Source organism: Nocardioides pantholopis (assembly GCF_003710085.1).
Taxonomy (GTDB): domain Bacteria; phylum Actinomycetota; class Actinomycetes; order Propionibacteriales; family Nocardioidaceae; genus Nocardioides; species Nocardioides pantholopis.
On sequence record NZ_CP033324.1, the window covers coordinates 1,476,502 to 1,501,250 of the forward strand.

Annotated in this window: 27 protein-coding genes and 1 pseudogene; 25 read left to right on the forward strand and 3 right to left on the reverse strand. The window is 73.9% G+C overall.

The annotated features are described in order from the left end of the window. Positions 1 to 148: 148 nt before the first annotated feature. Together ffh and EBO35_RS07040 are read left to right on the forward strand one after the other, a co-directional pair. On the forward strand, positions 149 to 1,720 hold the full coding sequence (gene ffh, locus EBO35_RS07035) for a signal recognition particle protein (RefSeq protein ID WP_164477851.1): 1,572 nt from the start codon (positions 149 to 151) through the stop codon (positions 1,718 to 1,720). Positions 1,721 to 1,751: 31 nt separating this feature from the next. Beyond that, on the forward strand, positions 1,752 to 2,120 hold the full coding sequence (locus EBO35_RS07040) for an NYN domain-containing protein (protein WP_122817085.1): 369 nt from the start codon (positions 1,752 to 1,754) through the stop codon (positions 2,118 to 2,120). Positions 2,121 to 2,136: 16 nt separating this feature from the next. Here EBO35_RS07040 and EBO35_RS07045 read toward each other — a convergent pair whose 3' ends face one another. After that, a complete protein-coding gene (locus EBO35_RS07045; protein ID WP_241153904.1) occupies positions 2,137 to 3,369 on the reverse strand; it encodes an ROK family protein in 1,233 nt (410 codons plus the stop codon). A gap of 166 nt (positions 3,370 to 3,535) precedes the next feature. On the opposite strand from EBO35_RS07045, the gene EBO35_RS07050 reads away from it, so the two are divergent. Both EBO35_RS07050 and EBO35_RS07055 read left to right on the forward strand, forming a co-directional pair. After that, on the forward strand, positions 3,536 to 5,632 hold the full coding sequence (locus EBO35_RS07050) for a glycoside hydrolase family 3 protein (RefSeq protein ID WP_122817087.1): 2,097 nt from the start codon (positions 3,536 to 3,538) through the stop codon (positions 5,630 to 5,632). A gap of 39 nt (positions 5,633 to 5,671) precedes the next feature. Next, positions 5,672 to 6,745: an amidohydrolase family protein gene (locus EBO35_RS07055; protein WP_122817088.1), complete on the forward strand. Its 1,074-nt coding sequence runs from the start codon at positions 5,672 to 5,674 to the stop codon at positions 6,743 to 6,745. 12 nt (positions 6,746 to 6,757) lie between these two features. Here EBO35_RS07055 and EBO35_RS07060 read toward each other — a convergent pair whose 3' ends face one another. Then, positions 6,758 to 7,777: a response regulator transcription factor gene (locus EBO35_RS07060; RefSeq protein ID WP_164477852.1), complete on the reverse strand. Its 1,020-nt coding sequence runs from the start codon at positions 7,775 to 7,777 to the stop codon at positions 6,758 to 6,760. 344 nt (positions 7,778 to 8,121) lie between these two features. On the opposite strand from EBO35_RS07060, the gene rpsP reads away from it, so the two are divergent. The 13 genes and pseudogenes from rpsP to EBO35_RS07120 all read left to right on the forward strand — a co-directional run bounded on the left by rpsP (position 8,122) and on the right by EBO35_RS07120 (position 17,320). Then, the gene (rpsP, locus tag EBO35_RS07065; protein ID WP_122817090.1) at positions 8,122 to 8,697 is read left to right on the forward strand and encodes a 30S ribosomal protein S16; all 576 of its coding nucleotides are present in this window, start codon (positions 8,122 to 8,124) and stop codon (positions 8,695 to 8,697) included. Between the two features lie 5 nt (positions 8,698 to 8,702). After that, positions 8,703 to 8,945, forward strand: coding sequence for an RNA-binding protein (locus tag EBO35_RS07070; protein WP_122817091.1), 243 nt, complete (start codon positions 8,703 to 8,705; stop codon positions 8,943 to 8,945). 82 nt (positions 8,946 to 9,027) lie between these two features. Then, entirely contained in the window at positions 9,028 to 9,579 is a 552-nt protein-coding gene (gene rimM / locus EBO35_RS07075; RefSeq protein WP_206422698.1) for a ribosome maturation factor RimM, read from the forward strand. Position 9,580: 1 nt separating this feature from the next. Continuing rightward, positions 9,581 to 10,249, forward strand: a pseudogene (trmD, locus tag EBO35_RS19935) (tRNA (guanosine(37)-N1)-methyltransferase TrmD); the annotation flags it as partial. A 156-nt stretch (positions 10,250 to 10,405) separates the two neighbouring features. Continuing rightward, on the forward strand, positions 10,406 to 10,735 hold the full coding sequence (locus EBO35_RS19940; RefSeq protein WP_241153971.1) for a GNAT family N-acetyltransferase: 330 nt from the start codon (positions 10,406 to 10,408) through the stop codon (positions 10,733 to 10,735). Positions 10,736 to 10,931: 196 nt separating this feature from the next. Then, a complete protein-coding gene (gene rplS / locus EBO35_RS07085; RefSeq protein WP_122817093.1) occupies positions 10,932 to 11,285 on the forward strand; it encodes a 50S ribosomal protein L19 in 354 nt (117 codons plus the stop codon). Positions 11,286 to 11,315: 30 nt separating this feature from the next. Beyond that, complete coding sequence (gene lepB, locus EBO35_RS07090; RefSeq protein WP_122817094.1) at positions 11,316 to 12,119, forward strand: signal peptidase I; 804 nt, start codon at positions 11,316 to 11,318, stop codon at positions 12,117 to 12,119. Next, positions 12,112 to 12,789 carry a ribonuclease HII gene (locus EBO35_RS07095; protein ID WP_122817095.1) on the forward strand — a complete coding sequence of 226 codons (678 nt, stop codon included), beginning with the start codon at positions 12,112 to 12,114 and terminating at the stop codon, positions 12,787 to 12,789. The genes lepB and EBO35_RS07095 overlap by 8 nt, the downstream gene beginning before the upstream one ends. After that, a complete protein-coding gene (locus EBO35_RS07100) occupies positions 12,786 to 13,097 on the forward strand; it encodes a DUF2469 domain-containing protein (RefSeq protein ID WP_122817096.1) in 312 nt (103 codons plus the stop codon). Before EBO35_RS07095 ends, EBO35_RS07100 begins: the two co-directional genes overlap by 4 nt. Positions 13,098 to 13,217: 120 nt before the next feature. Continuing rightward, on the forward strand, positions 13,218 to 13,586 hold the full coding sequence (locus EBO35_RS07105) for a YraN family protein (protein ID WP_122817097.1): 369 nt from the start codon (positions 13,218 to 13,220) through the stop codon (positions 13,584 to 13,586). After that, a complete protein-coding gene (locus EBO35_RS07110; protein WP_122817098.1) occupies positions 13,586 to 15,187 on the forward strand; it encodes a YifB family Mg chelatase-like AAA ATPase in 1,602 nt (533 codons plus the stop codon). The genes EBO35_RS07105 and EBO35_RS07110 overlap by 1 nt, the downstream gene beginning before the upstream one ends. After that, complete coding sequence (dprA, locus tag EBO35_RS07115) at positions 15,184 to 16,326, forward strand: DNA-processing protein DprA (protein WP_122817099.1); 1,143 nt, start codon at positions 15,184 to 15,186, stop codon at positions 16,324 to 16,326. Before EBO35_RS07110 ends, dprA begins: the two co-directional genes overlap by 4 nt. A 94-nt stretch (positions 16,327 to 16,420) precedes the next feature. Next, complete coding sequence (locus EBO35_RS07120; protein ID WP_122819439.1) at positions 16,421 to 17,320, forward strand: tyrosine recombinase XerC; 900 nt, start codon at positions 16,421 to 16,423, stop codon at positions 17,318 to 17,320. Here EBO35_RS07120 and EBO35_RS07125 read toward each other — a convergent pair. Continuing rightward, positions 17,293 to 18,000 carry a M23 family metallopeptidase gene (locus EBO35_RS07125; RefSeq protein ID WP_122817100.1) on the reverse strand — a complete coding sequence of 236 codons (708 nt, stop codon included), beginning with the start codon at positions 17,998 to 18,000 and terminating at the stop codon, positions 17,293 to 17,295. The genes EBO35_RS07120 and EBO35_RS07125 overlap by 28 nt on opposite strands. Before the next feature lie 449 nt (positions 18,001 to 18,449). Between EBO35_RS07125 and rpsB the strand changes: the two genes are divergently transcribed. From rpsB to rlmN, 8 genes are all read left to right on the forward strand, one after another. After that, the gene (gene rpsB / locus EBO35_RS07130; protein WP_122817101.1) at positions 18,450 to 19,442 is read left to right on the forward strand and encodes a 30S ribosomal protein S2; all 993 of its coding nucleotides are present in this window, start codon (positions 18,450 to 18,452) and stop codon (positions 19,440 to 19,442) included. A 115-nt stretch (positions 19,443 to 19,557) separates the two neighbouring features. Next, the gene (gene tsf / locus EBO35_RS07135; protein ID WP_122817102.1) at positions 19,558 to 20,370 is read left to right on the forward strand and encodes a translation elongation factor Ts; all 813 of its coding nucleotides are present in this window, start codon (positions 19,558 to 19,560) and stop codon (positions 20,368 to 20,370) included. A gap of 107 nt (positions 20,371 to 20,477) precedes the next feature. Next, on the forward strand, positions 20,478 to 21,191 hold the full coding sequence (gene pyrH, locus EBO35_RS07140) for a UMP kinase (protein ID WP_122817103.1): 714 nt from the start codon (positions 20,478 to 20,480) through the stop codon (positions 21,189 to 21,191). Positions 21,192 to 21,291: 100 nt separating this feature from the next. Continuing rightward, positions 21,292 to 21,846: a ribosome recycling factor gene (gene frr, locus EBO35_RS07145; protein ID WP_206422780.1), complete on the forward strand. Its 555-nt coding sequence runs from the start codon at positions 21,292 to 21,294 to the stop codon at positions 21,844 to 21,846. Between the two features lie 23 nt (positions 21,847 to 21,869). Continuing rightward, the gene (locus EBO35_RS07150) at positions 21,870 to 22,736 is read left to right on the forward strand and encodes a phosphatidate cytidylyltransferase (protein ID WP_122817105.1); all 867 of its coding nucleotides are present in this window, start codon (positions 21,870 to 21,872) and stop codon (positions 22,734 to 22,736) included. Between the two features lie 4 nt (positions 22,737 to 22,740). Beyond that, entirely contained in the window at positions 22,741 to 23,169 is a 429-nt protein-coding gene (locus EBO35_RS07155; protein WP_122817106.1) for a hypothetical protein, read from the forward strand. Further along, positions 23,166 to 23,534 carry a hypothetical protein gene (locus tag EBO35_RS07160; protein WP_206422699.1) on the forward strand — a complete coding sequence of 123 codons (369 nt, stop codon included), beginning with the start codon at positions 23,166 to 23,168 and terminating at the stop codon, positions 23,532 to 23,534. Before EBO35_RS07155 ends, EBO35_RS07160 begins: the two co-directional genes overlap by 4 nt. Before the next feature lie 59 nt (positions 23,535 to 23,593). After that, positions 23,594 to 24,742, forward strand: coding sequence for a 23S rRNA (adenine(2503)-C(2))-methyltransferase RlmN (gene rlmN / locus EBO35_RS07165; RefSeq protein ID WP_122817107.1), 1,149 nt, complete (start codon positions 23,594 to 23,596; stop codon positions 24,740 to 24,742). The last annotated feature ends 7 nt before the right edge of the window (positions 24,743 to 24,749 follow it).

Below are 24,749 nucleotides of genomic sequence, written 5' to 3' on the forward strand. Positions count from 1 at the left end.
GCACCGGGCGTGCGGCGTACGTCACAGCATCGGCCGAGAGCGCCCGGCGCGCCAGGGTGCTCACGACGCGGGGGCGAGGGATGCGGCGCGGCGGCCGGTTAGGATTTGCTGGTCCACGCACGCACGACTCCACGAACGGACGCCACCTGTGTTCGCCACACTCTCCGACCGGCTCGCCGACACCTTCAAGAACCTCCGGGGCAAGGGCCGGCTCTCCGAGGCCGACATCGACGCCACGGCGCGCGAGATCCGCATCGCGCTGCTCGAGGCCGACGTCGCGCTGCCGGTGGTCAAGGAGTTCGTGGCCGCGGTCAAGGACCGCGCCCGCGGCGAGGAGGTCAGCGGGGCCCTCAACCCGGCCCAGCAGGTCGTCAAGATCGTCAACGAGGAGCTCGTCGGGATCCTCGGCGGCGAGACCCGGCGGCTGCGCTACGCCAAGTCCGGGCCGACCGTCATCATGCTCGCGGGCCTCCAGGGCGCCGGCAAGACCACGCTGGCGGCCAAGCTCGCGCTGTGGCTCAAGGACCAGGGCAAGAGCCCGATGCTGGTGGCCGCGGACCTCCAGCGCCCCAACGCTGTCAACCAGCTCCAGGTCAACGGCGAGCGGGTCGGCGTCCCGGTCTTCGCGCCGCAGCCCGGCAACGGCGTCGGCGACCCGGTCGGGGTCGCACGGGAGTCGATCGAGGAGGCCAAGCGCAAGCTGTACGACGTGGTCATCGTCGACACCGCCGGCCGGCTCGGCGTCGACGCCGAGCTGATGAAGCAGGCCTCGGACATCCGCGACGCCGTCCAGCCCGACGAGGTCCTCTTCGTCGTGGACGCGATGATCGGCCAGGACGCGGTCTCGACCGCGCAGGCGTTCCTCGACGGGGTCGGGTACGACGGCGTCGTCCTGACCAAGCTCGACGGTGACGCCCGCGGTGGCGCCGCCCTGTCGATCGCCTCGCTCACCGGCCGTCCGGTCATGTTCGCCTCCAACGGCGAGAAGATGACCGACTTCGACCTGTTCCACCCCGACCGGATGGCCTCGCGGATCCTGGACATGGGCGACATGCTCAGCCTGATCGAGCAGGCCGAGAAGGCCTTCGACCAGGAGGAGGCCCTCAAGGCCGCCCAGAAGCTCAGCGGCCAGGGCGGCGAGTTCACCCTCGACGACTTCCTGCAGCAGATGCAGCAGATCCGCAAGCTCGGGTCGATGAAGAAGGTCATGGGGATGCTGCCCGGGATGGGCCAGTTCCGCGAGCAGCTCGACCAGTTCGACGAGCGCGAGATCGATCGCATCGAGGCGATCATCCGCTCGATGACGCCGGCCGAGCGCGACAACCCCAAGCTGATCGACGGGTCCCGCCGCGCCCGCATCGCCCGGGGATCCGGCCGCCAGGTCTCCGACGTCAACCAGCTCGTGGACCGGTTCTTCGAGGCCCGCAAGATGATGATGCAGATGGCCCGCGGCGGCGGAATGCCCGGCATGCCGGGGATGCCCGGGATGCCGGGGCTGGGCGGCGGGCCCGGCAAGAAGGGCAAGGCCAAGCAGCAGGCCAAGAAGGGCAAGAAGCGGGTCTCGGGCAACCCCGCGAAGGCCGCCCAGGCGAAGTCGGCCCAGGCTGGGTCGAAGGCGGAGCCCGCCAACCCCTTCGCCACGCCGGGCGCGGACCTCGACTACGAGCAGGCCGCCGCGGCGCTGAACCTGCCCAAGGACTTCTCCAAGTTCCTCAAGTGAGCCCGCTCGTCCCTGCCTCGGGGCGGCGGGCGTGAGCACGACGCTGGTCGTCGACGGGGCCAACGTCGTCGGCAGCCGCCCCGACGGCTGGTGGAAGGACCGGGCCGGCGCGGCCCGGCGCCTGCACGAGCAGCTGCTGGTCGCCGACGTCCCGTACGACGTCGTGGTGCTGGTGCTGGAGGGTGCGGCCAAGGGCGGCGCCCGGCCGGGCCGGGACGCCCACGTGGTGACCGTGCACGCCAAGGCCGACGGCGACGCGACGATCGTGGCCGAGACCCGGGCCGCGATCGCGCGCGGCGAGCGGGTGGCCGTGGTGACCGCCGACCGGATGCTCCAGGCCCGGGTCCAGGGGGCCGGCGCGGTGGCGCTCGGGCCGTCCTGGCTGCTCGACCAGCTCTGAGCGGCCCGGGGTCGGCTCAGGTGGCGGCGAGCCGGGCCGTGCCGAGCGCGACGGCACCCAGCGCCTCGGCCTGGTCGCCGAGCTGCCCGGGCAGCACCTGCACCGCGGTGGCGGTGTCGGGCTGGGCGTAGCGGGTGACGGCCTCGCGCACGCCGGCCACCAGGGCGGGGGAGGACCCGAGCGAGCCACCGACCACGACGGCCTGCGGGTTGAGGCTGTTGCACAGGTCCGCGAGCGCCCGCCCGATGGTGCGGCCCGCGTCGCCGAGCACCCGGCGCACCCCCGAGTCGCCCTCGCGGTCCAGGCGCAGCACCCCCGCCACGTCGAGCTCCTCGTCGTACGCCGGCCGCAGCAGCCGCAGCAGCCGCGGCGCGGCCACCCGGGTCTCCAGGCAGCCCCGGTTGCCGCACCGGCACACCTCGCCGTCCTCGGCGACCTGGACGTGGCCGATCTCCCCGGCGCTCCCGGTCGCCCCGCGGTGCAGCCGGCCGCCGAGCACGATCCCGGAGCCGAGCCCGCCGGCCAGCTTGATGTAGACGACGTCGGTGAGGCCGCGGGCGGCGCCGCGGTGCAGCTCCGCGAGCGCCCCGAGGTTGGCGTCGTTGTCGGCCACCGTCGGCACCCCGAGCCGCCGGGTCAGCTCCTGGGCCGGGGCCAGCCCGCGCCAGCCCGGCAGGATCCCGCCCCGCACGGTCCCGGACCGCCGGTCGACCGGGGCCGGCACGCACATCCCCGCCACCAGCAGCCGGTGCTCCGGACCGGCGGTGCGGTCGGACCCGGCCAGCGTGCGGCGTACCAGGTCGGCGGCGACGTCGAGCGAGCCGCGGCCGCTGGCGTCGACGTCGACCTCGGCGTGCTGCTGGGCGAGGACCCGCCCGGAGCGGTCGGCCAGCACGGCGCGGACGTGGTGGTGGCCGACGTCGACCCCGGCGACCAGCCCGGGCGGGGTGGCCAGGGCGACCAGGACCGGCGGCCGGCCGCTGCCGCCCTTGTGCGGGGTCCCGCGGGCGGCACTCTCGGCGAGGTGTCCGGACGCGAGCAGCTCGGCGACCAGCCCGGAGACCGTGGAGCGCGACAGCCCGGTTCCGCGGCAGATGTCGGCCCGGCTCTGGGGACCGCCGACGAGCAGGGCCAGCACCGCGCGCCGGTTCGCCGCGCGGACCCGGTCCAGCGGGCCCGCTCGGGCGGGCCGCGGGGCCGCGACCCGGGGCATCCCCGAGAGCGGCCCGGGAGGCGTGCCGGGTGCCATGGTCGGACCGTAGTTATGTGCGGGCTGCGGAGTAAATAGGCCGCCGGGGCGCGCCGGTTGCGCATTGACCCCGGCAGAACCCCGGCCGAGGGTGACAGCGGGACGGCTGGCCGTTCCGCGCCGGCCACCCGGCCCGCGCAGCCTGATCCTGGCCAAGGAGGTCCAGATGATCCTGCTTCCCAGCTCGCGCGGCCGGCGGCTCGCCGGCGTCGCGCTCACCGCCGCGCTGGTCGCGGCCCCCGCCGCCGCGCCACCGGGCGCGACCGCGCTCGAGCGCGGCGCGGACGCCGCCGCCCAGACCGGCCCGCGCTACCGCGACGCCTCCCTTCCGACCGCCGCCCGCGTCGCCGACCTGCTCGGCCGGATGACCCTCGCCGAGAAGGTCGGCCAGATGACCCAGGCCGAGCGCGCCGACGTGACGGCCGACCCGTCGCTGATCACCGAGTACGGCCTGGGCAGCGTGCTGTCCGGCGGCGGCTCGGTGCCCGCGAACAACACCGCGGAGGGCTGGGCCGACATGGTCGACACCTTCCAGCGGGCCGCCCTCGACACCCGCCTGGGGATCCCGCTGCTCTACGGCGTGGACGCCGTGCACGGGCACGCCAACCTGCAGGGGGCCACCGTCTTCCCGCACAACATCGGTCTCGGTGCCACCCGGAACGCCCGGCTGGTGGAGCGGATCGCCCACATCACCGCCGCCGAGACCCGGGCCAGCGGCCCGCAGTGGAACTTCGCGCCCTGCGTCTGCGTGGCCCGCGACGACCGGTGGGGCCGGACCTATGAGTCCTTCGGCGAGCACCCGCGCCTGGCCACCGTGCTCGGCGCCGCCGCGGTCCGCGGGCTCCAGGGCCCGCGCGGCCAGCTGGACCGCCCCGACCGGGTGCTGGCGACGGCCAAGCACTACGCCGGGGACGGGCTGACGACGTTCGGCACCGGCGAGGGCGACTACACCATCGACCAGGGCATCACCCAGACCAGCCGCGAGGAGTTCGACGAGCTCGCCCTCGCGCCGTACCGCGCCGTGGTCCGCGGCCGGGACGCGGCCGGGTCGGTGATGCCGTCCTTCTCCAGCGTCGACTGGACCGAGGACGGGCTCGGCAACCCGGTCAAGATGCACGCCCACGAGGAGCTGCTCACCGACGTGCTGCGCGGTGACCTCGGCTTCGAGGGGTTCGTGATCTCCGACTGGCGCGCGATCCACCAGATCCCCGGTGACCTCGCGACCCAGGTCGCGACCTCGGTCAACGCCGGCGTGGACATGTTCATGGAGCCCGCCTCCGGCACCGACCCCGCCTGGCGCGAGTTCGTCCCGACGCTGATCGGGCTGGTCGAGGCCGGCACCGTCAGCCAGGGCCGCATCGACGAGGCGGTCTCCCGGATCCTCACCGCCAAGTTCGAGCTCGGGCTGTTCGAGCGGCCGTTCACCGACCGGCGCAACCTCGACGAGATCGGCAGCCGTGGGCACCGGGCGGTGGCCCGCCAGGCCGTCGCCGAGTCCCAGGTGCTGCTGCGCAACCGGGAGCGGACCCTGCCGCTGGGCGGCCGCCACCACGGCAGGCCCGGCAAGCACTTCAAGCCCGGCAAGCACGGCAAGCACGTCAAGCACGGGCGTCGCGGTCACCGCCACGGCGCGCGGCCGGTGTACGTCGCGGGCAGCAACGCCGACAACATCGGCAACCAGGCCGGCGGCTGGACGCTCACCTGGCAGGGCGGCTCGACCAACGTGATCCCCGGGGACACGATCCTGGACGGGATCCGGGGGGCCTCCCGCGCGCGGGTGACCTTCAGCGAGACCGCGACCGCGCGGGTCCCGCGTGGCGCCGACGGGGTCGTGGTCGTCGGGGAGACGCCGTACGCCGAGGGCTTCGGCGACGTCGGCGGACCGCGCTGGGGCTATGACCCCGGGGACAACGGGGTGCTGCGGCCGCCGCAGACGATGGAGCTCACCGACGCCGACGAGGCGGCGGTGCGCACGGTGTGCGCCCAGGCCCGCAGCTGCACGGTCGTGGTCGTGTCCGGCCGGCCGATGGCCCTGGCGCCCGACCTGCTGCGCCGGGTGGACGCGCTGGTCGCGTCCTGGCTGCCGGGCAGCGAGGGCAGGGGCGTCGCGGACGTGCTCTTCGGGCGCCGCCCGTTCACCGGCCGGCTGCCGGTCAGCTGGCCGCGGACGGTCGACCAGGAGCCGGTCAACATCGGCGACGAGGACTACGACCCGCTGTACCGCTACGGCTTCGGGCTGACCACCCGGCGCCAGCACCGCTGAGGAACGCCGTCGTGGCCCGGGCGCGATAACGTCCGGGCCATGACGGCGCTCAGGTTTCCCGGAGTCGTGCTGCCCGAGGGCGAGCACCGTGACGTGTTCGTGGTCGACGGCCGGATCACCTACGAGCGGCCCGCGGGCGCCGAGACGGCAGCGACCGGCTGGATCGTCCCGGGCCTGGTCGACGCCCACAACCACCTCGGGCTCGACGACGGGGGAGCCGTCGACGACGACGAGGTCGAGCGCCAGGCGGTCGCGGACCGCGACGCCGGAGCGCTGCTGCTGCGCGACTGCGGCTCCCCGGCCGACACCCGCTGGGTCCAGGAGCGCGAGGACCTCCCGCGCCTGATCCGGGCGGGCCGGCACCTGGCCCGGACCCGTCGCTACATCCGCAACTTCGGTCACGAGATCGAGCCCGAGGAGCTGCCGGCGTACGTCGCGCAGGAGGCCCGGGCCGGGGACGGCTGGGTCAAGCTGGTCGGCGACTGGATCTCGCGGCAGAAGGGCGACCTCGCCCCGTCGTTCCCGCCCGAGGTGTTCGCCGAGGCGATCCGGGTGGCGCACGAGCACGGGGCGAAGGTGACCGCGCACTGCTTCGGCCGCGAGGTTCTGCAGCCCCTGCTCGACGCCGGCATCGACTGCATCGAGCACGGCACCGGCCTCGGCACCGACCAGGTCGAGCAGATGGCCGCGGCGGGTGTGGCGCTGGTGCCGACCGTGATGCAGACCGCGAAGTTCCCGGGCTTCGCCGCCGACGGGCGGGCGCGGTTCCCGGCGTACTCGGGAACCATGGAGGAGCTCTACGCCCGGCGCCGCGAGGTCGTGATGAGCGCCCACGAGGCGGGGGTGGCGATGTACGTCGGCAGCGACGGCGGCGGCCCACAGCGGCACGGGCACCTGGCGGGGGAGGCGCTGGCGATGGCCGAGATCGGGCTCCCGTCGGCCGACGTCCTGGCCGCCGCGTCCTGGCGGGGCCGGGCGTGGCTGGGCTGGAACGCCGGGCTCGACGAGGGCGCGCCCGCCGACTTCGTGGTCTACGACCGCGACCCGCGCGCGGACCTCGGGGTGCTCTACGAGCCGCGCCGCGTGGTGCTGCGCGGTCGCGTGGTGGCCTGAGCGGGTCGCCCGCTACTCGGGCCGGACCAGCCGGAACCGGCCGTTGGGCATCGCGTCGATCCACCGCGGCACCGGCCGCGCGAGCTCGTCGAGGCGACCGAGCATGCTGAGCATCAGCGACTCCACCCACGCCGCGTCCTGCGACGCGCTGGAGGTCGCGCCCTCCTCGGTCTCGGCGCGCAGCCCCAGGGCCAGCTCCCGCGAGGTGCGGGTGCGGGTGCCGGAGTAGAGCATCAGCTCGAGCAGCTGCAGGTGCTGCGGGTGCAGGTCGATCAGCCGGTCGTCGACGACCACGAGGCCGCGGGCGGGGTTCATCCGCAGGCCGCGGAACTCGATCCAGCTGCCGACGAACTGCATGCCGACGCGGAGCATGCCGGCCTTGCCGTCCTCGCCCTCATCGGCTGCCTGCTCCTCCGACTCGGTGCCGGGCTCGGTGCCTGACTCGGTGCCGGGTTCGGTGCCGGGCTCCTGGCCCTGCGCCGGCTCGGAGGCGGCGGCCTCCTCCCCGGGCTGGCCTGCCTGCGTTGGCTGCACCGGCTGCACCGGCTGCACCGGCTGCTCGGGCGGCCCCGGATCGGCGGCGCCCTCCTGCTCGGGCGGCACGGGCGTGGACGGCAGCCGCAGGGACGGCCTGCGGGTGACAGCTGTCAGCCGGGCTCGCAGCTCGCGCGGCCGGATCGGCTTGGGCACGTAGTCGTCCGCCCCGGCGTCGAAGCCGGCCAGGATGTCCAGCTCGTCGGAGCGGGTGCTGACGATGACGATGTAGCTGTCGCTGAACTCGCGGATCCGCCGGGTGGTCTCGAGCCCGTCCAGGTTCGGCATCGCGATGTCGATGGTGGTGAGCACCGGGTCGTGCTCGCGCGCCATCCGGGTGCCCTCCAGGCCGTCGCGGGCGGTGACGACGTCGAAACCGGCCTGGGTCAGCACCACGCTGAGGAGGTAGGCGACATCCTCGTCGTCCTCCACCACGAGCGCGAGCGGCAGCCCGCTGGGGGCGGCGGCCCGCACGGGGAGGTCCTGGTCGGTGGGCACCGGAGAATCTTCACAAATCCCGGGACGGGGCGGCGTGGAAATGCGGATACGGGTCGTCGTGCGGACCGTGTCGCCCGCCACTCGGTGCCAGTCGGGGTGCCAGTCTGGGCGCCCGCCGGGCAGCCGCGGAACCGGCCGGGCCTAGTCTGGTCGGACCCCGGCCGCCGCCTCGCACGCCCGATTTCGACCGGCGCGCGGACGTCTGGCATCATGGGCGGCTGAGTCCTGTGCGCCCGGACCCTCTCAGCCGGGCGTCGCAGAGCCCATCGAGGCCCGTCTCCCGGTGTTCCCCACCTGGTCGGCGCGGACCTCACCCACCACGAATCCAAGGAGACACCACAAACGTGGCCGTCAAGATCCGTCTGAAGCGCCTGGGCAAGATCCGGGTGCCGCAGTACCGCATCGTCGTCGTCGACTCGCGCAAGAAGCGCGACGGCAAGGTCCTCGAGGAGATCGGCAAGTACCACCCGAAGGAGGACCCGTCGTACATCGACGTCACCTCCGAGCGGGCGCAGTACTGGCTGGGCGTCGGCGCGCAGCCGACCGAGGCCGTCGAGGCCATCCTCAAGGTGACCGGCGACTGGCAGAAGTTCAAGGGCCTCCCGGGTGCCGAGGGCACCCTGCGGCACGCCGAGGCCAAGCGCGACAAGCTGGAGGCCTTCAACGAGGCCCTCAAGGACGCGCACAGCGAGCTGAAGGGCGCGGCCGTCACGAAGAAGGCCGCCGCCAAGAAGTCCGACAAGGCTGACAAGGCCGAGAAGTCGGAGCAGGCTGACAAGTCCGGCGAGGCCGAGGTGACCGCTGGTAAAAGCCCCGAGGCCGCCGTCGTGGAGGCCGAGGCCGCCGAGACCGGCAACCCGAAGGCGACCAGCGAGCCCGCTGCCGACGCCGAGAAGCCGGCCGACGAGACCGAGGCCTGAGCACCATGCTCGCGGACGCGTTGGAGCACCTCGTGCGGGGTGTCGTCGACAACCCCGACGACGTGCGGGTGCGCGACAAGGAGCTGCGCCGGGGCTCGGTCCTCGAGGTGCGCGTGCACCCCGACGACCTCGGCAAGGTGATCGGCCGCGGTGGCCGGACCGCCTCGGCGTTCCGGACCGTCGTCTCGGCCCTCGCGGGCAAGGACGGCGCCCGGGTCGACTTCGTCGACGTCGACCGGCGTCGCTGAGCCCAGCCAACGCGTCAACCGCTTGACACGGGTGTCGCCCCTCGGGGCGGCACCCGTTTCGGCTCTGGTGGAGGAGAACTAGGTGGAGACGATCGAGCTCGTGGTCGGGCGCATCGGCAAGCCGCACGGCATCCGGGGCGAGGTCACCGTCGACGTCCGGACCGACGAGCCCGAGCGTCGGTACGCCGCCGGCGCGGTGCTGCGCGCCCAGCCGCCCCAGGGGTCGGCCTCGACCCTGCGCAGCCTCACGGTCGCCCGCGCCCGCTGGCACCAGTCGGTGCTGCTGGTGACGTTCGAGGAGCTCGGCGACCGCAGCGCCGCCGAGGCCGCCCGCGGCATCGTGCTGCACGCGACGATCCCGGCGGACGCCACGCCCGAGGACCCCGAGGAGTTCTACGACCACCAGCTGGTCGGGCTCGCGGTCCACGACGTCGACGGGACCGCGCTGGGGACTGTCACCGGCCTCGTGCACGGCGGCGCCCAGGACCTGCTCGCCGTCCGGGCCGTGGACGGCCGGGACACGCTGGTGCCGTTCGTCAAGGCACTGGTGCCGGAGGTGGACCTGGCCGCCGGCCGGGTCGTCGTCGCCGACCGGCCCGGGCTGGTGGCTCCGCTGCCCGAGGACGCCGACTGACGTGCGCCTGGACTACCTGACGATCTTCCCCGAGTACCTCGCGCCGCTGCAGCTCTCGCTGCCCGGCCGGGCCGCCGCCTCGGGCCTGATCGAGGTGCGGGTCCACGACCTGCGGGACTTCACTCACGACCGGCACCGCACGGTCGACGACACGCCGTACGGCGGCGGCGCCGGGATGGTGATGCGGCCCGAGCCCTGGGGCGAGGCGTTCGACGCCCTCGGGATCGAGGACGCGACAGTGGTCGTGCCGACCCCCTCGGGGGAGCCGCTGACCCAGGCGCTGGCCCGGGAGCTGTCGACGCGCTCCCGGCTGGTCTTCGCGTGCGGGCGCTACGAGGGCATCGACCAGCGGGTGCTCGACCACGCCGGCTCCCGCACCGAGGTCCGCGAGGTCTCGATCGGCGACTACGTGCTCAACGGCGGCGAGGTCGCCGCACTGGCGGTCACCGAGGCCGTCGTACGGCTGCTGCCCGGGTTCATGGGCAACGCCGACTCGCTCGTGGAGGAGTCCCACGAGGACGGGCTGCTGGAGTACCCCGTCTACACCAAGCCGGCCAGCTGGCGCGGGCTGTCGGTCCCCGAGGTGCTGCTCGGCGGCAACCACGGCGCCATCGCGCGGTGGCGCCGGGACCAGGCGGTACGCCGCACCGCGGAGCGCCGCCCGGACCTGCTGCACGCCAGTGCGGTCGCGGGGGAGTGGTCGGTCGTCCCGGCCACCCGCGCCGACGCCCCCGAGATCCTGGTCCTCCAGCGCGCCTGCTGGGTGCAGGAGGCGATCGCCAACGAGTCGCTGGCGATCCCCGCGCTGCACGAGTCCCTCGACGACGTGCTGCGCGACCTCGAGACCTGGGACTGGTACGTCGTCCGGGTGGCGGGCCGGCTCGTCGCGGGCGTGCGGTGCCGGCTGCAGGACGGGGAGTGGGACATCGGCCGGCTGATGGTCGTCCCCGACCTCCAGGGCCGCGGCCTGGGCCGGGTGCTGCTCGAGCACGCCGAGGCCCTCGCGCACCCCGACGCCCGCAGCTGCGTGCTGTTCACCGGGGCCGGCAGTGCCGACAACATCCGGATGTACCGCAAGGCCGGGTTCCGGCCGCGCCCGGACCGGGAGGCGCCGCCGGGCGCCGTCGTGCTCGGCAAGCGGATTTCTGGGCGCTGAGCCGGCTGTGGCAGACTTGGCCACCGGCCAGTCGGTCGAAGGGTCGCTCCGAGGATCGCACGGAGGACCCGCGTCGGGCCCCTGCCACAGGGGGAGTCCTGCGCCGCCGACCATCTTCGCCTCCGCGCGGAGCACTGGCCACACCGGAACACCCATCCAGTACCACGGCTGACCTGTGGCACCCGTGAGGAGAGACATGACCAACAACGTCATCACCGAGCTCGGCAATGCGATCAAGCGCGACGACGTCCCGGCCTTCCGCGCCGGCGACACCGTCAAGGTCCACGTGAAGGTCATCGAGGGCACCCGCTCCCGCGTGCAGATCTTCCAGGGCGTCGTGATCCGCGTGCAGGGCTCCGGCGTCGGCCGCACCTTCACGGTCCGCAAGGTCTCCTTCGGCGTCGGCGTCGAGCGCACCTTCCCGCTGAACTCCCCGATCTTCGAGCAGATCGAGATCGTCTCCCGCGGTGACGTGCGCCGCGCGAAGCTGTACTACCTGCGCAACCTGCGCGGCAAGGCCGCCAAGATCAAGGAGCGCCGCGAGAGCTGAGACGCCCCGGCGTTTCCTAGACTCACTCGCGTGAGCACCGAGGACCGCGACCCCAGCACCGTCGACCCCGTCGACGAGCAGCCGGGGTCGCGGTCCTTGCACGTTCCGGGCACGCGGCGATGGCGCGCACGCGTGCTGCTGCTCGGCGCCGCCGTGGCCCTCGCCGTCGTCGTGAAGTCGCTGTTCCTGCAGGCGTTCTACATCCCGTCGGCGTCGATGGAGCCCGGCCTGGTCAAGGACGACCGGATCGTGGTCGAGAAGGTCAGCTCGTGGGGCGACCGGGGCCCGCGGCGCGGCGACGTCGTGGTCTTCCAGGACCCCGGCGACTGGCTGCTCCCCGAGCCCGCGCCCGGTGCGCTCGGCCGGGCCCTGGAGAAGGTCGGCCTGCGTCCCGGCGGCGGGCACCTGGTGAAGCGGGTGGTCGGCGTCGCCGGCGACGTCGTCGTCTGCTGCGACGACCGCGGCCGGATCTCGGTCAACGGCGAGCCGCTCGACGAGTCCGGCTACACCCGCCTCGACGGCGCCCCATGCGCGGGCCCGATGACCCGCACCTGCTCCTGGTCGGCCGGACCGGTGCCTGCGGGCCATCTTTTCGTCATGGGCGACCACCGCAGCAACTCCGACGACTCGACCATGCACTTGTGCCCCGAGACCGGAGCCGAGACCGGAACCGGGACCGGCGCCGGGTGCGCGCCGGGTGAGGAGTTCGTTCCCGCCGACCTGGTGGTCGGCCGGGTGGTCGCGCTGGCCTGGCCGGCCGGGCACGCGCGGCTCCTGCACCGACCGGGGACCTTCGACGCCGTCCCCGACGCCCCGGAGGCACCCCGTGAGTGAGCTGCCCCGCGGCGCCGCGGTCCGGCGCGACGCCGGGCTCTACGGCTACGAGCGCGCGCTGCGCCGCCACGGCATCGAGCCCGTCGCCGGGGTGGACGAGGCCGGCCGCGGCGCCTGTGCGGGCCCGCTGGTGGCCGGGGCCGCGATCCTGCCCGCCGGCAAGGCCGGCATCGTGCCGGGGCTGGCCGACTCCAAGCTGCTCACCGCGAAGGCCCGCGAGCGGTGCTACGACGAGGTCGTGCGCCGCGCCGTGGCCTGGTCGGTGGTGGTGGTCTCCCACGAGGAGTGCGACCGGCTGGGGATGCACGTGGCCAACGTGGAGGCGCTGCGCCGCGCGGTCGCGCTGCTCGACGTGCCCCCGGCGTACGTGCTCACCGACGGGTTCCCCGTCGACGGCCTCGGCGTGCCCGGCCTGGCCGTCTGGAAGGGCGACCGGGTGGCCGCCTGCATCGCGGCGGCCTCGGTGCTCGCGAAGGTGACCCGGGACCGGATCATGGCCGAGCTCGACACCGCGTGGCCGGCGTACGACTTCAAGACCCACAAGGGCTACATCACCGACGTGCACACGGCGGCGCTGCTCGAGCACGGACCCTCGCCGGTGCACCGGATGCGGTTCGTCAACGTGCGCCGCGCCGCCGGGCTGGAGACGCCGCTAGAGTCGAGCGCGTGAGCGCCGAGGACCTCGAGAAGTACGAGACCGAGATGGAGCTGACGCTCTATCGCGAGTACCGCGACGTCGTCGGCATCTTCAAGTACGTCGTGGAGACCGACCGGCGCTTCTACCTGTGCAACCAGGTCGACGTGAAGGCCCGCACCGAGGCGGGCGAGGTCTTCTTCGAGGTCTCGATGAGCGACGCCTGGGTCTGGGACATGTACCGCCCGGCCCGGTTCGCGAAGAACGTCAAGGTGCTCACGTTCAAGGACGTCAACGTCGAGGAGCTCCAGCCCTCCGAGATCGACCCGCCCAAGCCCTCCTGACGCGGCTCGGGCCACCTGCCGTCCACAGGCGGGGCCCGCTGACTGCTTGTCCACAGGTGGCGTCGCGGCCGCCCCGGGCGTCGGCACCGTCCCCGACGCTGGCCTCCAGGAGGTCAGCCGATGACGACGACTGCAGCACACCGCCAGGCCCTCGGCCGCTACGGGGAGTCCCTCGCGGCCCGCCACCTCACCGCGGGCGGGATGATCCTGCTCGACCGCAACTGGCGCTGCGAGGTCGGTGAGCTCGACCTGGTACTGCGCGACGGCCACGTGCTCGTGGCCTGCGAGGTCAAGACCCGGTCCAGCACCGGGTGCGGCGTCCCGCACGAGGCCGTGGACGCCACCCGCCTCGACCGCCTGCGCCGGCTCGCGGAGCGCTGGCGCGAGGCCCACGGGCTGGGTCCGGTCGAGGTCCGCGTCGACCTGGTCGCGGTGCTGCGCCCGCCGCGCGGGCCCTCGGTGCTCGACCACGTGGTGGGGGTCGGCTGATGCCGTTCGCCACCGCCCGCACGGTCTCGCTGCGGGGCGCCCTGGGCCACCTGATCGACGTGCAGAGCGACGTCTCGCCGGGGATGGTCGGCACCACCCTGGTGGGGCGCCCCGACGTCTCGCTCAACGAGTCCCGGGACCGCTGCCGGATGGCGATCATCAACTCGGGGCTGACCTGGCCCGCGACCAAGCGGATCACGGTACTGCTCTCACCGGCCCACCTGCTCAAGAGCGGCACCCACTTCGACCTGGCGATCGCTGTGTCGGTCCTGGCGGCCGACGGGCGGATCCCGGGCGCCGCGCTCGACGGCGTCGCGTTTCTCGGCGAGCTCAGCCTCGACGGGGGACTGCGCCCCGCGACCGGCGTCCTGCCGATGGTCCTCGCCGCCGCCGACCGCGGGATCCGCCAGGTCTTCGTGCCCGAGCCCCAGGCGCGGGAGGCCGCGATGGTGCCCGGCATGGCGGTGCTCGGCGTCCGGTCGCTGGGGCAGGTGGTCGCCCTGCTGCGCGGCGACGAGGTGCCGGAGGCGGCGCCGGTGGCCGCGTCCTCGAGCAGCCGGCTGCTCTCCTGGCGCGGCGAGGACCGCCTGGAGGAGGTGGACCTCGCCGACCTGATCGGCCTGGACGACGCCCGCTTCGCCGTGGAGGTCGCGGCCGCCGGCGGCCACCACCTGCTGCTCTCGGGCCCGAAAGGGTCCGGCAAGACCAGCATCGCCGAGCGGATCCCGACGATCCTGCCCGATCTCGACGCCGAGGAGGCCCTCGAGCTCACCGCCCTGCACTCGCTGGCCGGGGTGCTGGACCCGGCCGAGGGAATGCTGGTGCGGCCCCCGTTCGTCGCGCCGCACCACGACGCCAGCAAGGCCAGCCTGATCGGCGGCGGGTCCGGCCAGGTGCGTCCGGGAGCGGTGAGCCTGGCCCACGCCGGCGTCCTGTTCCTCGACGAGTTCCCGTTGTTCCGCCACGACGTGATCGAGGCGCTGCGCCAGCCGCTGGAGAACGGCGAGGTGGTGATCGCGCGCACCGACGAGCAGGTCCGGCTGCCGGCGCGGGGAATGGTCGTCCTGGCCTGCAACCCCTGCCCCTGCGGCGAGTTCACGGCGGACGCCCGCAGCAACCGCTGCCAGTGCCTGGAGGTGAAGCGCCGTGACTACCGCCGCAAGATCACCGGCCCGGTCGGCGACCGGGTCGACGTGGTGCGCCACGTCGAGGCACATCGGCCGCACGAGGGGCGCGACCCGTTCGCGTGCCGGGAGTCCTCGGCGGCGGTGCGCGAGCGCGTGGCGGCGGCGCGGGCCCGTCAGGCCGCCCGGTACGCCGGCTGCCCGTGGCGCCTCAACGCCCAGGTGCCGAGCGCCGTCCTGCGGGAGCGGTGGCCGTGGACCGACGAGGGCCGGGAGGTCGTGGACCGGCAGGTCTACGACGGCCGGCTGACCTCCCGTGGCGCGGTGCGGGTGCACCGGCTCGCGATGACGCTGCTCGACCTCGCCGCTCCCGGCAGCGACGAGGTCCGGCCCGGAGCGGCACAGGCCGTGGTCGCGCTCCAGCTGCGGACCGGTGAGCCGCTGGCGCTGGCGACGCTGCGGGAGCGGGCCGGATGAGCGGGACCGCGGACGGTGCCGACCGGGTGGCGCGCGCGGCGCTCTCGCGGCTCACCGAGCCCGGGGACCCCCGGGTCGCGGCCCTGGTCGCGGAGCTCGGGGCCGAGGAGGTCTACGCCCATGCCCGGGCCGGACGGGACCTGCACGGCCTGCTGCCCGAGCTCGCGGTGCGGCTGCCCGGGTGCGGCCCGGACCGCGAGCTGGCGCGGGCCCACGAGCTCGGCATCCGGTTCGTGGTCCCCGGGGACTCCGAGTGGCCCGCCTCGCTCGCGGACCTGGCGGCGATCGAGCCGCTCCAGGCCCTCGGCGGCGCGCCTCTCGGGCTCTGGGTCCGCGGGCCGCTGCGGTTGGACCAGCTGGGCCGCTCCGTCGCCGTGGTCGGCTCCCGGTCGGCCACGACCTACGGCGGCGCGGTCGCCTCCGACCTCGCCGCGACCGCCGCCCGGGAGGGCCTGTGCGTGGTGTCCGGGGCCGCGTTCGGCATCGACCAGGCAGCGCACCGCGGCGCGGTGGCGGCCGGAGGTGCCAGCGTCGCGGTGCTGGCCTGCGGGGCGGACCGGATCTATCCCGCCGCGCACCGCCAGCTGCTGGACTTCCTGGCGCGCGAGGGTGCGGTGGTCTCCGAGGCGGCGCTGGGCGGCGCGCCCACCCGGGTCCGGTTCCTCAGCCGCAACCGCCTGATCGCCGCCCTCACCCAGGGCACGGTGGTGGTCGAGGCGGCCGTGCGCAGCGGAGCCCTCAACACCGCCAACTGGGCCGCTCGCCTGCACCGGCACCTGATGGGCGTGCCGGGCCCGGTCACCAGCGCCCCCTCGGCGGGTGTCCACCAGCTGATCCGCACCGGTGCGGCGACGCTGGTGACCAGTGGGCAGGAGGTGCTCGAGGTGCTCGGCACCGCGGGGGAGCACCTCCTGGACGAGCCCCGCGGCCGGGAGCGCTCCCGCGACCGGCTCAGCCGCCGCCACCAGCGGGTCCTCGAGGCGGTGCCGCTCGCCCGCGGCGCGGGCGCGGACTCCGTGGCCCGCACCGCCGGGCTGAGTCTGCTGGAGGTCAGCTCCGCCCTGGCGGCCCTGCAGCGCAGCGGGTACGTCGACCAGGACGAGGACGGGTGGCGGCTCGCCGCCCTCGCTCACGACTGAGGCGACCCGGGCTTCCTAGACTCCGCATGTGTCCGAGTCCCCAGTGCCTGCCGACCCGCCGGACGCCCCCGAGCAGCCCGAGCTCCCCGAGCCGATGGCGCGGCTGCTGGGGGAGTACGAGCGGCACCTGGTCTCCGAGCGCGACCTGACTCCCCACACCGTGCGGGCCTACGTGGCCGACATCGCCGGCCTGCTCGAGCACGCCGCCCGGCTCGGCGGCACCGACGCGGGCCAGCTCGAACTCCGCACGCTGCGCAGCTGGCTGGCCAAGCAGCAGACCCTGGGCCGCTCCCGGACGACGCTGGCCCGCCGGGCCACCGCGGCCCGGGTCTTCACGGCCTGGCTGACCCGCACCGGCCGGCTGCCGGCCGACGTCGGTGCCAGCCTCGGCTCGCCCAAGGCGCACAGCCAGCTGCCCGCGGTGCTGCGGGCCGACGAGGCGCGCGACCTGATCACCCGGGCGACGGAGCTGGCCGACGACGGCAGCGCCACCGGGCTGCGCGACGTCGCGATGCTCGAGCTCCTCTACGCCACCGGGATCCGGGTGGGAGAGCTGGTCGGACTCGACGTCGACGACCTGGACCACGACCGGTCGGTGCTCCGGGTGCTGGGCAAGGGACGCAAGGAGCGGACCGTGCCGTTCGGCCGGCCCGCTGCCCGGGCGCTGCAGTTCTGGCTGCGCCAGGGGCGGCCGCAGCTGCTCCGGGCCGGCTCCGGTCCGGCGCTGTTCCTCGGGGCCCGCGGCGGTCGCATCGACCAGCGGGCGGTGCGCACCCTGGTGCATCGCCGGATCGCCGAGGTGCCCGGAGCCCCCGACATCGGACCGCACGGGCTGCGGCACAGCGCCGCCACCCACCTGCTCGAGGGTGGCGCGGACCTCCGCTCGGTCCAGGAGCTCCTCGGCCACGCCTCCCTGGCCACCACCCAGCGCTACACCCACGTGACCACCGACCGGCTGCGGCGGGCCTATCGGCAGGCCCACCCCCGCGCCTGAGGGCCCGGGAGGGCACACGTCGGCGGCCCGGCGAGGGCGGCGGCCCGCGCGAGCAGGAAGGGCTCCGGCCAGGGCAGCGGTGCGCCGGGCCGCGTCGACTCGGCACCACGCCCGCCGACCGGCTCGGCGCGCCAGAGCGGGAGGAGCCGCACCGGCCCGCCGCCGACCAGCCGCAGCGGGTCCAGGTAGGTGCGCTCGCCCTCGATCCAGCCCCAGTGCAGGCAGGCGGCGGGCGGGCAGTGGGACCCGGCGTACTCCAGGGACCCCAGCCGGGCGCCGGCGCCGACGGCGTCGCCGACGGCCACCGACGCCGCCACCGGCTCGTACGTCGTGCGCGTGGAGCCGTGGTCGACGACGACCACGCCTCGCCCGGCCAGCCTGGCTGCGAACGTGACGGTCCCGGGCAGGGCGGCGCGGACCGGCTGCCCCGGTCGGCCACGGAGGTCCACGCCGCGGTGGCCCGCACCCCAGGGGTCGCTCGGCGGGTCGAAGCCGGCGACCACCGGGGGCTCGGGGACCAGCGGCCACACGCCCACGGGGTCGGTCTCGTCCGCGCTCGCCGCGACCGGCACCGCTGCGGTCAGGGCGAGGCCGAGCACCAGGCCCGCGAGGCCGGCTCGGAGGCGACCCGCGGGGCGGCCGGACCGTCTGCGGGACCGGATGCGTGGGGATCGGGGCATGGCAGAGAGCCTGGCCCGGCGCGCCCGCCCGGGCGGCCGTCGGTCGCCCGGCTGGGGACGGGGCCTGCGCGAGACGCGGTTGTGGACGGCGACCGGCCCGCCGCCCACCGCACGAGGAGCCGGTCCGCGAGCCGGGACCGGGAGCGCAATTGGCCCACCGGGCCGCCGGTCGCGTAGGCTGACCGATGCAGTCGGTGTGTCCGCACCCCGGCTGACATCGCACGTCGGCTCTCCGCGACGGGGCCCTCCTCCGGGCCCCGGCTCCTCGCGGGCGACGACCCTCGGTCCCGGAACCTCGGGTGGGGTCGCGCGCAGGCGTCAGGGCGACCGGCACCCGTCGGCTCGCACGGAACTGAAAACAGCCGGAGACACCCCCGGTGCGTCCTCCTGCGCGAGCAGGTCAAGGGCCACGGCACGGTGGGTGCCTCCACACAGGAGAAGAGAACCTCATGGCAGTCGTGACCATGCGCCAGCTCCTCGAGAGCGGCGTCCACTTCGGACACCAGACCCGTCGCTGGAACCCGAAGATGAAGCGCTTCATCATGACCGAGCGCAACGGCATCTACATCATCGACCTGCAGCAGTCGCTGGCCTACATCGACCGCTCCTACGCCTTCATCAAGGAGACGGTCGCCAAGGGCGGGACGATCATGTTCGTCGGCACCAAGAAGCAGGCGCAGGAGGCGATCGCCGAGCAGGCGACCCGCGTCGGCATGCCGTACGTCAACCAGCGCTGGCTCGGTGGAATGCTCACCAACTTCCAGACGGTGCACCAGCGGATCAACCGGCTCAAGGAGCTCGACGAGCTGGACTTCGACAACGTCGCCGCCTCGGGCCGCACCAAGAAGGAGCTCCTCCAGATGCGTCGCGAGCGCGACAAGCTGGAGAAGACCCTGGGCGGCATCCGCGAGATGGGCCGCACCCCGTCGGCGGTGTGGATCGTCGACACCAAGAAGGAGCACCTCGCCGTCGAGGAGGCGCGCAAGCTCCGGATCCCGATCATCGGCATCCTGGACACCAACTGCGACCCCGACGAGGTCGACTTCCCGATCCCGGGCAACGACGACGCGATCCGCGCCGTCGGCCTGCTCACCCGCGTGATCGCCGACGCGGTCGCCGAGGGCCTGATCTCCCGCTCCGGGGCGAAGACCGGTGAGGGCGAGACCGCCGCTCCGGCCGAGCCCCTCGCCGAGTGGGAGCGCGAGCTCCTGACCGGCGACGCGGAGAAGGCTGCCGAGACCGCGACCGGAGCCTCGACCGAGGACGGCGCCGCGGCCTCCGAGGCCACCGGCGCCTCCACCGAGGGTGCGGAGGCGGCCCAGGTCGCCGAGGCCGCCGAGCCGGCTCCCGAGGCCCAGGCTGCTCCCGAGGCCGAGGCTGCTCCCGAGGCCGAGGCTGCTCCCGAGGCCGCTGAGCCCGCCGCGGACCAGGCCAAGGCCTGAGCCAGCACCACGCCGCAGCGACCGCGGGCCTCGGCCCGCGGTCCGCTGCGCGCCGGGCCCCGGCCCGTCCCACGCACCACTGACTCCCCCCGACCGGATACAGGGAAGTAGGACCATGGCTAACATCTCTGCCGCCGACGTCAAGAAGCTCCGCGAGCTCACCGGCGCCGGCATGATGGACTGCAAGAAGGCCCTGACCGAGGCCGATGGCGACTTCGAGAAGGCCGCCGAGCTGCTGCGGATCAAGGGCGGCAAGAAGATGGCGGAGCGCGCCGCCGAGCGCGAGGCCTCCGCCGGCCTGGTCGCCACCTCCGGTGGCGCGCTGGTCGAGCTGAACTGCGAGACCGACTTCGTGGCCAAGGGCGAGCAGTTCGTCACCACGGCCCAGAAGATCGCCGACGCCGCGAACGCCGCCCAGGCGGCCGACACCGAGGCGCTCAAGGCGGTCGAGCTCGACGGCAAGACCGTCGGCGAGATCGTCGAGGCGCTCGCCGTGTCCATCGGCGAGAAGATCGAGCTGGGCCGGGTTGCCTACTTCGACGGTCCCGTCGTCGTCTACCTGCACCGCCGTGCCGCCGACCTGCCGCCGGCCGTCGGCGTGCTGGTGGCCTACGAGGGCGACGAGAACGCCGCCCGGGCCGCCGCCATGCAGGTCGCCGCGATGCGCCCGAAGTACCTCACCCGCGACGAGGTGCCCGCCGACGTGGTCGCCAAGGAGCGCGAGATCGCCGAGGCCACCTCCCGCGAGGAGGGCAAGCCCGAGCAGGCGATCGCCAAGATCACCGAGGGGCGCCTCAACGGCTTCTTCAAGGACGTCGTCCTGCTGGAGCAGCCGTCGGTGACCGAGAGCAAGAAGAACGTCAAGGCGGTCCTGGACGCGGCCGGCACCACCGTGCGTCGCTTCGCCCGCTTCGAGGTCGGCGCCTGAGCCGCTAGGTTGCTGGCAAGCACTTCGAAGGAGGCCGGTTCGATGGATCAGACGATGACCATCGGACCGGCCTTCGTCACGAACACCCACCCACGGAAGGACCCGGCATGACGGGCTACAAGCGTGTGCTCCTCAAGCTCTCGGGCGAGGTCTTCGGCGGCGGGCAGGTCGGGGTCGACCCCGACGTCGTGCAGAAGGTGGCCCGCGAGATCGCGGCGGTCGCCCGCGCCGGCGTCCAGGTCGCGGTCGTCACCGGTGGCGGCAACTTCTTCCGCGGCGCCGAGCTGCAGCAGCGCGGCATGGACCGCGTGCGCGCCGACTACATGGGCATGCTCGGCATCGTGATGAACTGCCTGGCGCTGCAGGACTTCCTGGAGAAGCTCGGCATCGAGACCCGGGTCCAGACCGCCATCACCATGGGCCAGGTGGCCGAGCCCTACATCCCCCGGCGCGCGATCCGGCACATGGAGAAGGGCCGTGTCGTGATCTTCGGCGCCGGGATGGGCATGCCGTTCTTCTCCACCGACACCGTCGCGGTCCAGCGCGCGCTGGAGAGCCGGTGCGACGTCGTCCTGGTCGCCAAGAACGGCGTCGACGGCGTCTACACCGCCGACCCCAACGTCGACCCGAGCGCCACCAAGTTCGACGACCTCACCTACGACGAGGCGATCTCCCGCGGGCTGAAGATCATGGACCAGACGGCGTTCGCCCTGTGCGGGGAGAACAAGCTGCCGATGGTCGTGTTCGGGATGGAGCCGGAGGGCAACATCCTGCGCGTGGTCGAGGGTGAGAGGATCGGGACGCTGGTGAGCGCGGGCTGAGGCCCGCCGCGCACCGGCGCGACGTACGCACCCCGCCGGCCCCACCGGGCCGGCACAGCACCCACCGCACCACCCAGCAACGAGACCAGGAGCAGCCGTGATCAACGACATCCTCAACGGGGCCGACGCGAAGATGGCCAAGTCGGTCGAGGCGACGCGCGAGGACTTCGCGGCGATCCGGGCCGGGCGCGCCCACCCCAGCATGTTCGCCAAGATCATGGTCGACTACTACGGTACGCCGACGCCGATCCAGCAGCTCGCCTCGTTCACGGCCGCCGAGGCCCGGGTCATCCTGGTCGCGCCCTACGACCAGGGCGCGATGAAGAACATCGTCCAGGCGATCCGCGACTCCGACCTCGGGGTGAACCCCGCCGACGACGGCAAGGTCGTGCGGTGCGTGTTCCCCGAGCTCACCGAGGAGCGCCGCAAGGAGTACATCAAGGTCGCGCGCAGCAAGGCCGAGGACGGTCGGGTGGCGGTCCGCAACCTGCGGCGCACCGCGAAGCAGAACCTCGAGAAGCTCGAGAAGGACGGCGAGGTCGGCAAGGACGACGTCACCGGCGCGGAGAAGCGTCTGGACGGCATCACCAAGAAGCACACCGACGCCATCGACGAGATGCTGAAGAACAAGGAGGCCGAGCTGATCGAGGTCTGAGGCCTCCTTCGCTCCTATCGTCGATGTCGTCCACCCAATCGGCGCCGCCCCGCAACCACGGTCGCGCCGGCCGCGACCTGCCGGCGGCCTTCGCGTCCGCGTTCGTGCTGCTCGCCGCCGTCGCGCTCGGCCTCGCCTTCGAGAAGACCGCGTTCATGCTGGTCGTCGTCGCCGCGGTGCTGGTGGCGGTGTGGGAGCTGCAGCGCGCCTTCGCCACCCGCGGCATCGACCTGCCCGAGCAGCCGATGATGCTCGGCGGCGCCGTGATGGTGCTGGTCGCCTACTTCTGGGGCGCCCCGGCGCTGGTCACGGCCACCGCCGTCACCTGTCTGGCGATCATGCTGTGGCTGCTGCGCCGCGGCATCGACGGCTACGTCATGAACGCCACCGCGGCGGTGTTCAGCGTCATCTACGTGCCGTTCCTGGGCTCGTTCGTGGCGCTGATGCTCGCCGAGGGCGGCACCACCGGCGGCGGGCTCGACGACGCCGGCGTCAAGGGCATCCTCACCTTCATCCTGGTCACGGTCGCCTCCGACACCGGGGGGTACGCCGCCGGCGTCCTGTTCGGCAAGCACCCGATGGCGCCGGTCATCTCGCCCAAGAAGTCCTGGGAGGGGTTCGCCGGCTCGCTGGTGTTCACGATCGTCGCGGGCGTCCTGCTGGTGGTCCACCTCCTCGAGGGCGACTGGTGGGTCGGGGTGGCGCTGGGCCTGATCGCGGTGGTCATGGCGACGCTCGGCGACCTGTGCGAGTCGGTGATCAAGCGCGACCTCGGGATCAAGGACATGAGCCAGGTGATCCCGGGCCACGGCGGGCTGATGGACCGTCTGGACTCGCTGCTCGCGACGATCGCGCCGGTCTGGCTGCTGCTGCACTACGCGGTCTTCTGACCCGGTGGCCCTCTTCCTGGTCACCCACGGCCGGCTCGTCGGCTCCGCGGCGGGCGCCGAGCTCGACCCCGCCGGCTTCGACGAGGTGTGGGCCCTGCGCGACCGGCTTCCCCAGGGGGCTGCCTGGTTCTGCACGCCGCACCCGGCGGCCGTCGCCACCTGCCAGCTCCTCACCGAGGGCGAGGTCGGCATCGCCGCCCACCTGCACGGGCACGGCCCGGCCCGCGAGGACGCCGAGACGGCCCGGCAGCGGGTGCTGCGGGGCGTGCGCGGCGTCCTCGACAGCCATCCGGGGGAGGACGTGGTGCTGGTCGGTGAGCCCGGCACCTGGCAGGCGGTCCTGCGGGACCTGGCGCCGGGGCTGGATCCGGTGCCCGTCCTCGGCACGCCAGACGTCCTGACGCTCCCGGAGCCGCTAGCCTCGGAACGGTGAGCGCGGAGGAGCAGGTCGGCGGCGCCGTCGACGCGTCAGCAGCGACCGGGCCGGGGGCCGAGCGGTCCCCGGGCGGCGAGCACACGACGTTCACCGCCCTCACCGGGTTCTTCACCGGCCTGGCCTTCGTGATCCTGGTGCCGGGCACGTACGCCGCGCTGCTGCGGGTCTTCGTCGACAACGACACCGCCGAGCAGCTCTTCCCCCTGGTACTGGTCTCGCTGGCCGTTCCGCTGGGCCTCACCGCGGCCCCGAGCACCCGCCGGTTCGGCCGCTACATGCTGATCGGCATCCTCACGACAGCGGTCGTGGTGGTCGGCTCGGCCGCGCTGGTCCTCTGGTACCTCTACGCCACCGAGTCCTGAGCCCCGGCCGCTCGTCGTTTTCGCCCCGCCTGGCGGCGGGTGGGAGAATGGGCCTCCTGATGTCCGAGACGCCCCCCACGCCCACCGCCCCCGCCGGCGCCGCGACCCTGCCCCTGGTCTTCGACGAGCCCCGGGGGCGCAAGAAGCCGCCGCGGCACCTCGCCGACCTCGACCCCGCGGGCCGCAAGGAGCTGCTGGAGAGCCACGGGCTGCCCGGCTTCCGGGCCAAGCAGCTCTCGACCCACTACTTCGGCCGGCTGGTCGACGACCCGGAGCAGATGACCGACCTCCCGGCCGGTCAGCGCGCCGACCTGGTCGCCGCGCTGCTGCCGGACCTGATGACGCCGCTGCGCACGCTCGAGGCGGACAAGGGCACCACCCGCAAGACGCTGTGGAAGCTGTTCGACGGCGCGCTGGTGGAGTCGGTGCTGATGCGCTACCCCGACCGCGCCACCGTGTGCGTGTCCAGCCAGGCCGGCTGCGGGATGGCCTGCCCGTTCTGCGCCACCGGCCAGGGCGGCCTGCAGCGCAACATGTCGACCGCCGAGATCGTCGAGCAGGTCGTCGCCGCGCAGCGGTCCATGACCCGCGGCGAGGTGGCCGGCGGTCCCGGCCGGGTCTCCAACGTCGTGTTCATGGGCATGGGCGAGCCGCTGGCCAACTACAAGGCAGTGATCGGCGCCGTACGCCGGATGACCGACCCGACGCCCGACGGCCTCGGCATGTCCGCGCGCGGCATCACGGTCTCCACCGTCGGCCTGGTCCCGCGGATCCGGCAGCTGACCGAGGAGGGCATCCCGGTCACGCTCGCGCTGAGCCTGCACGCCCCCGACGACGAGCTGCGCAACGAGCTGGTCCCGATCAACACCCGCTTCTCGGTGGCCGAGACCGTCGACGCTGCCTTCGAGTACGCCCAGCGGACCAAGCGGCGGGTCTCGATCGAGTACGCGATGATGCGCGACATCAACGACCAGGCCTGGCGGGCCGACCTGCTCGGCGACGTACTGATGCGCGGCGACTGGGGGTGGGTGCACGTGAACCTGATCCCGCTGAACGAGGTGCGGGGGTCCCGGTTCACGAGGTCCCGCGACGAGGACATGGACGAGTTCGTCAGGCGGCTGGAGGCCAAGGGCATCAGCACCACCATCCGCGACACCCGCGGCAACGAGATCGACGCCGCCTGCGGGCAGCTCGCCGCCAGCGAGTAGCCGCACC

Coding starts and splice junctions, on each gene's coding strand:
- EBO35_RS07045 (WP_241153904.1), bottom strand. CDS start 3,369: ATGGCACCCGGCACGCCTCCCGGGCCGCTCTCGGGGATGCCCCGGGTC.
- EBO35_RS07055 (WP_122817088.1), top strand. CDS start 5,672: ATGACGGCGCTCAGGTTTCCCGGAGTCGTGCTGCCCGAGGGCGAGCAC.
- EBO35_RS07150 (WP_122817105.1), top strand. CDS start 21,870: ATGTCGTCCACCCAATCGGCGCCGCCCCGCAACCACGGTCGCGCCGGC.
- rpsB (WP_122817101.1), top strand. CDS start 18,450: ATGGCAGTCGTGACCATGCGCCAGCTCCTCGAGAGCGGCGTCCACTTC.
- dprA (WP_122817099.1), top strand. CDS start 15,184: ATGAGCGGGACCGCGGACGGTGCCGACCGGGTGGCGCGCGCGGCGCTC.
- EBO35_RS07125 (WP_122817100.1), bottom strand. CDS start 18,000: ATGCCCCGATCCCCACGCATCCGGTCCCGCAGACGGTCCGGCCGCCCC.
- tsf (WP_122817102.1), top strand. CDS start 19,558: ATGGCTAACATCTCTGCCGCCGACGTCAAGAAGCTCCGCGAGCTCACC.
- rlmN (WP_122817107.1), top strand. CDS start 23,594: ATGTCCGAGACGCCCCCCACGCCCACCGCCCCCGCCGGCGCCGCGACC.
- EBO35_RS07110 (WP_122817098.1), top strand. CDS start 13,586: ATGCCGTTCGCCACCGCCCGCACGGTCTCGCTGCGGGGCGCCCTGGGC.
- EBO35_RS07070 (WP_122817091.1), top strand. CDS start 8,703: ATGCTCGCGGACGCGTTGGAGCACCTCGTGCGGGGTGTCGTCGACAAC.
- pyrH (WP_122817103.1), top strand. CDS start 20,478: ATGACGGGCTACAAGCGTGTGCTCCTCAAGCTCTCGGGCGAGGTCTTC.
- EBO35_RS07120 (WP_122819439.1), top strand. CDS start 16,421: ATGGCGCGGCTGCTGGGGGAGTACGAGCGGCACCTGGTCTCCGAGCGC.
- EBO35_RS07050 (WP_122817087.1), top strand. CDS start 3,536: ATGATCCTGCTTCCCAGCTCGCGCGGCCGGCGGCTCGCCGGCGTCGCG.
- rplS (WP_122817093.1), top strand. CDS start 10,932: ATGACCAACAACGTCATCACCGAGCTCGGCAATGCGATCAAGCGCGAC.
- EBO35_RS07105 (WP_122817097.1), top strand. CDS start 13,218: ATGACGACGACTGCAGCACACCGCCAGGCCCTCGGCCGCTACGGGGAG.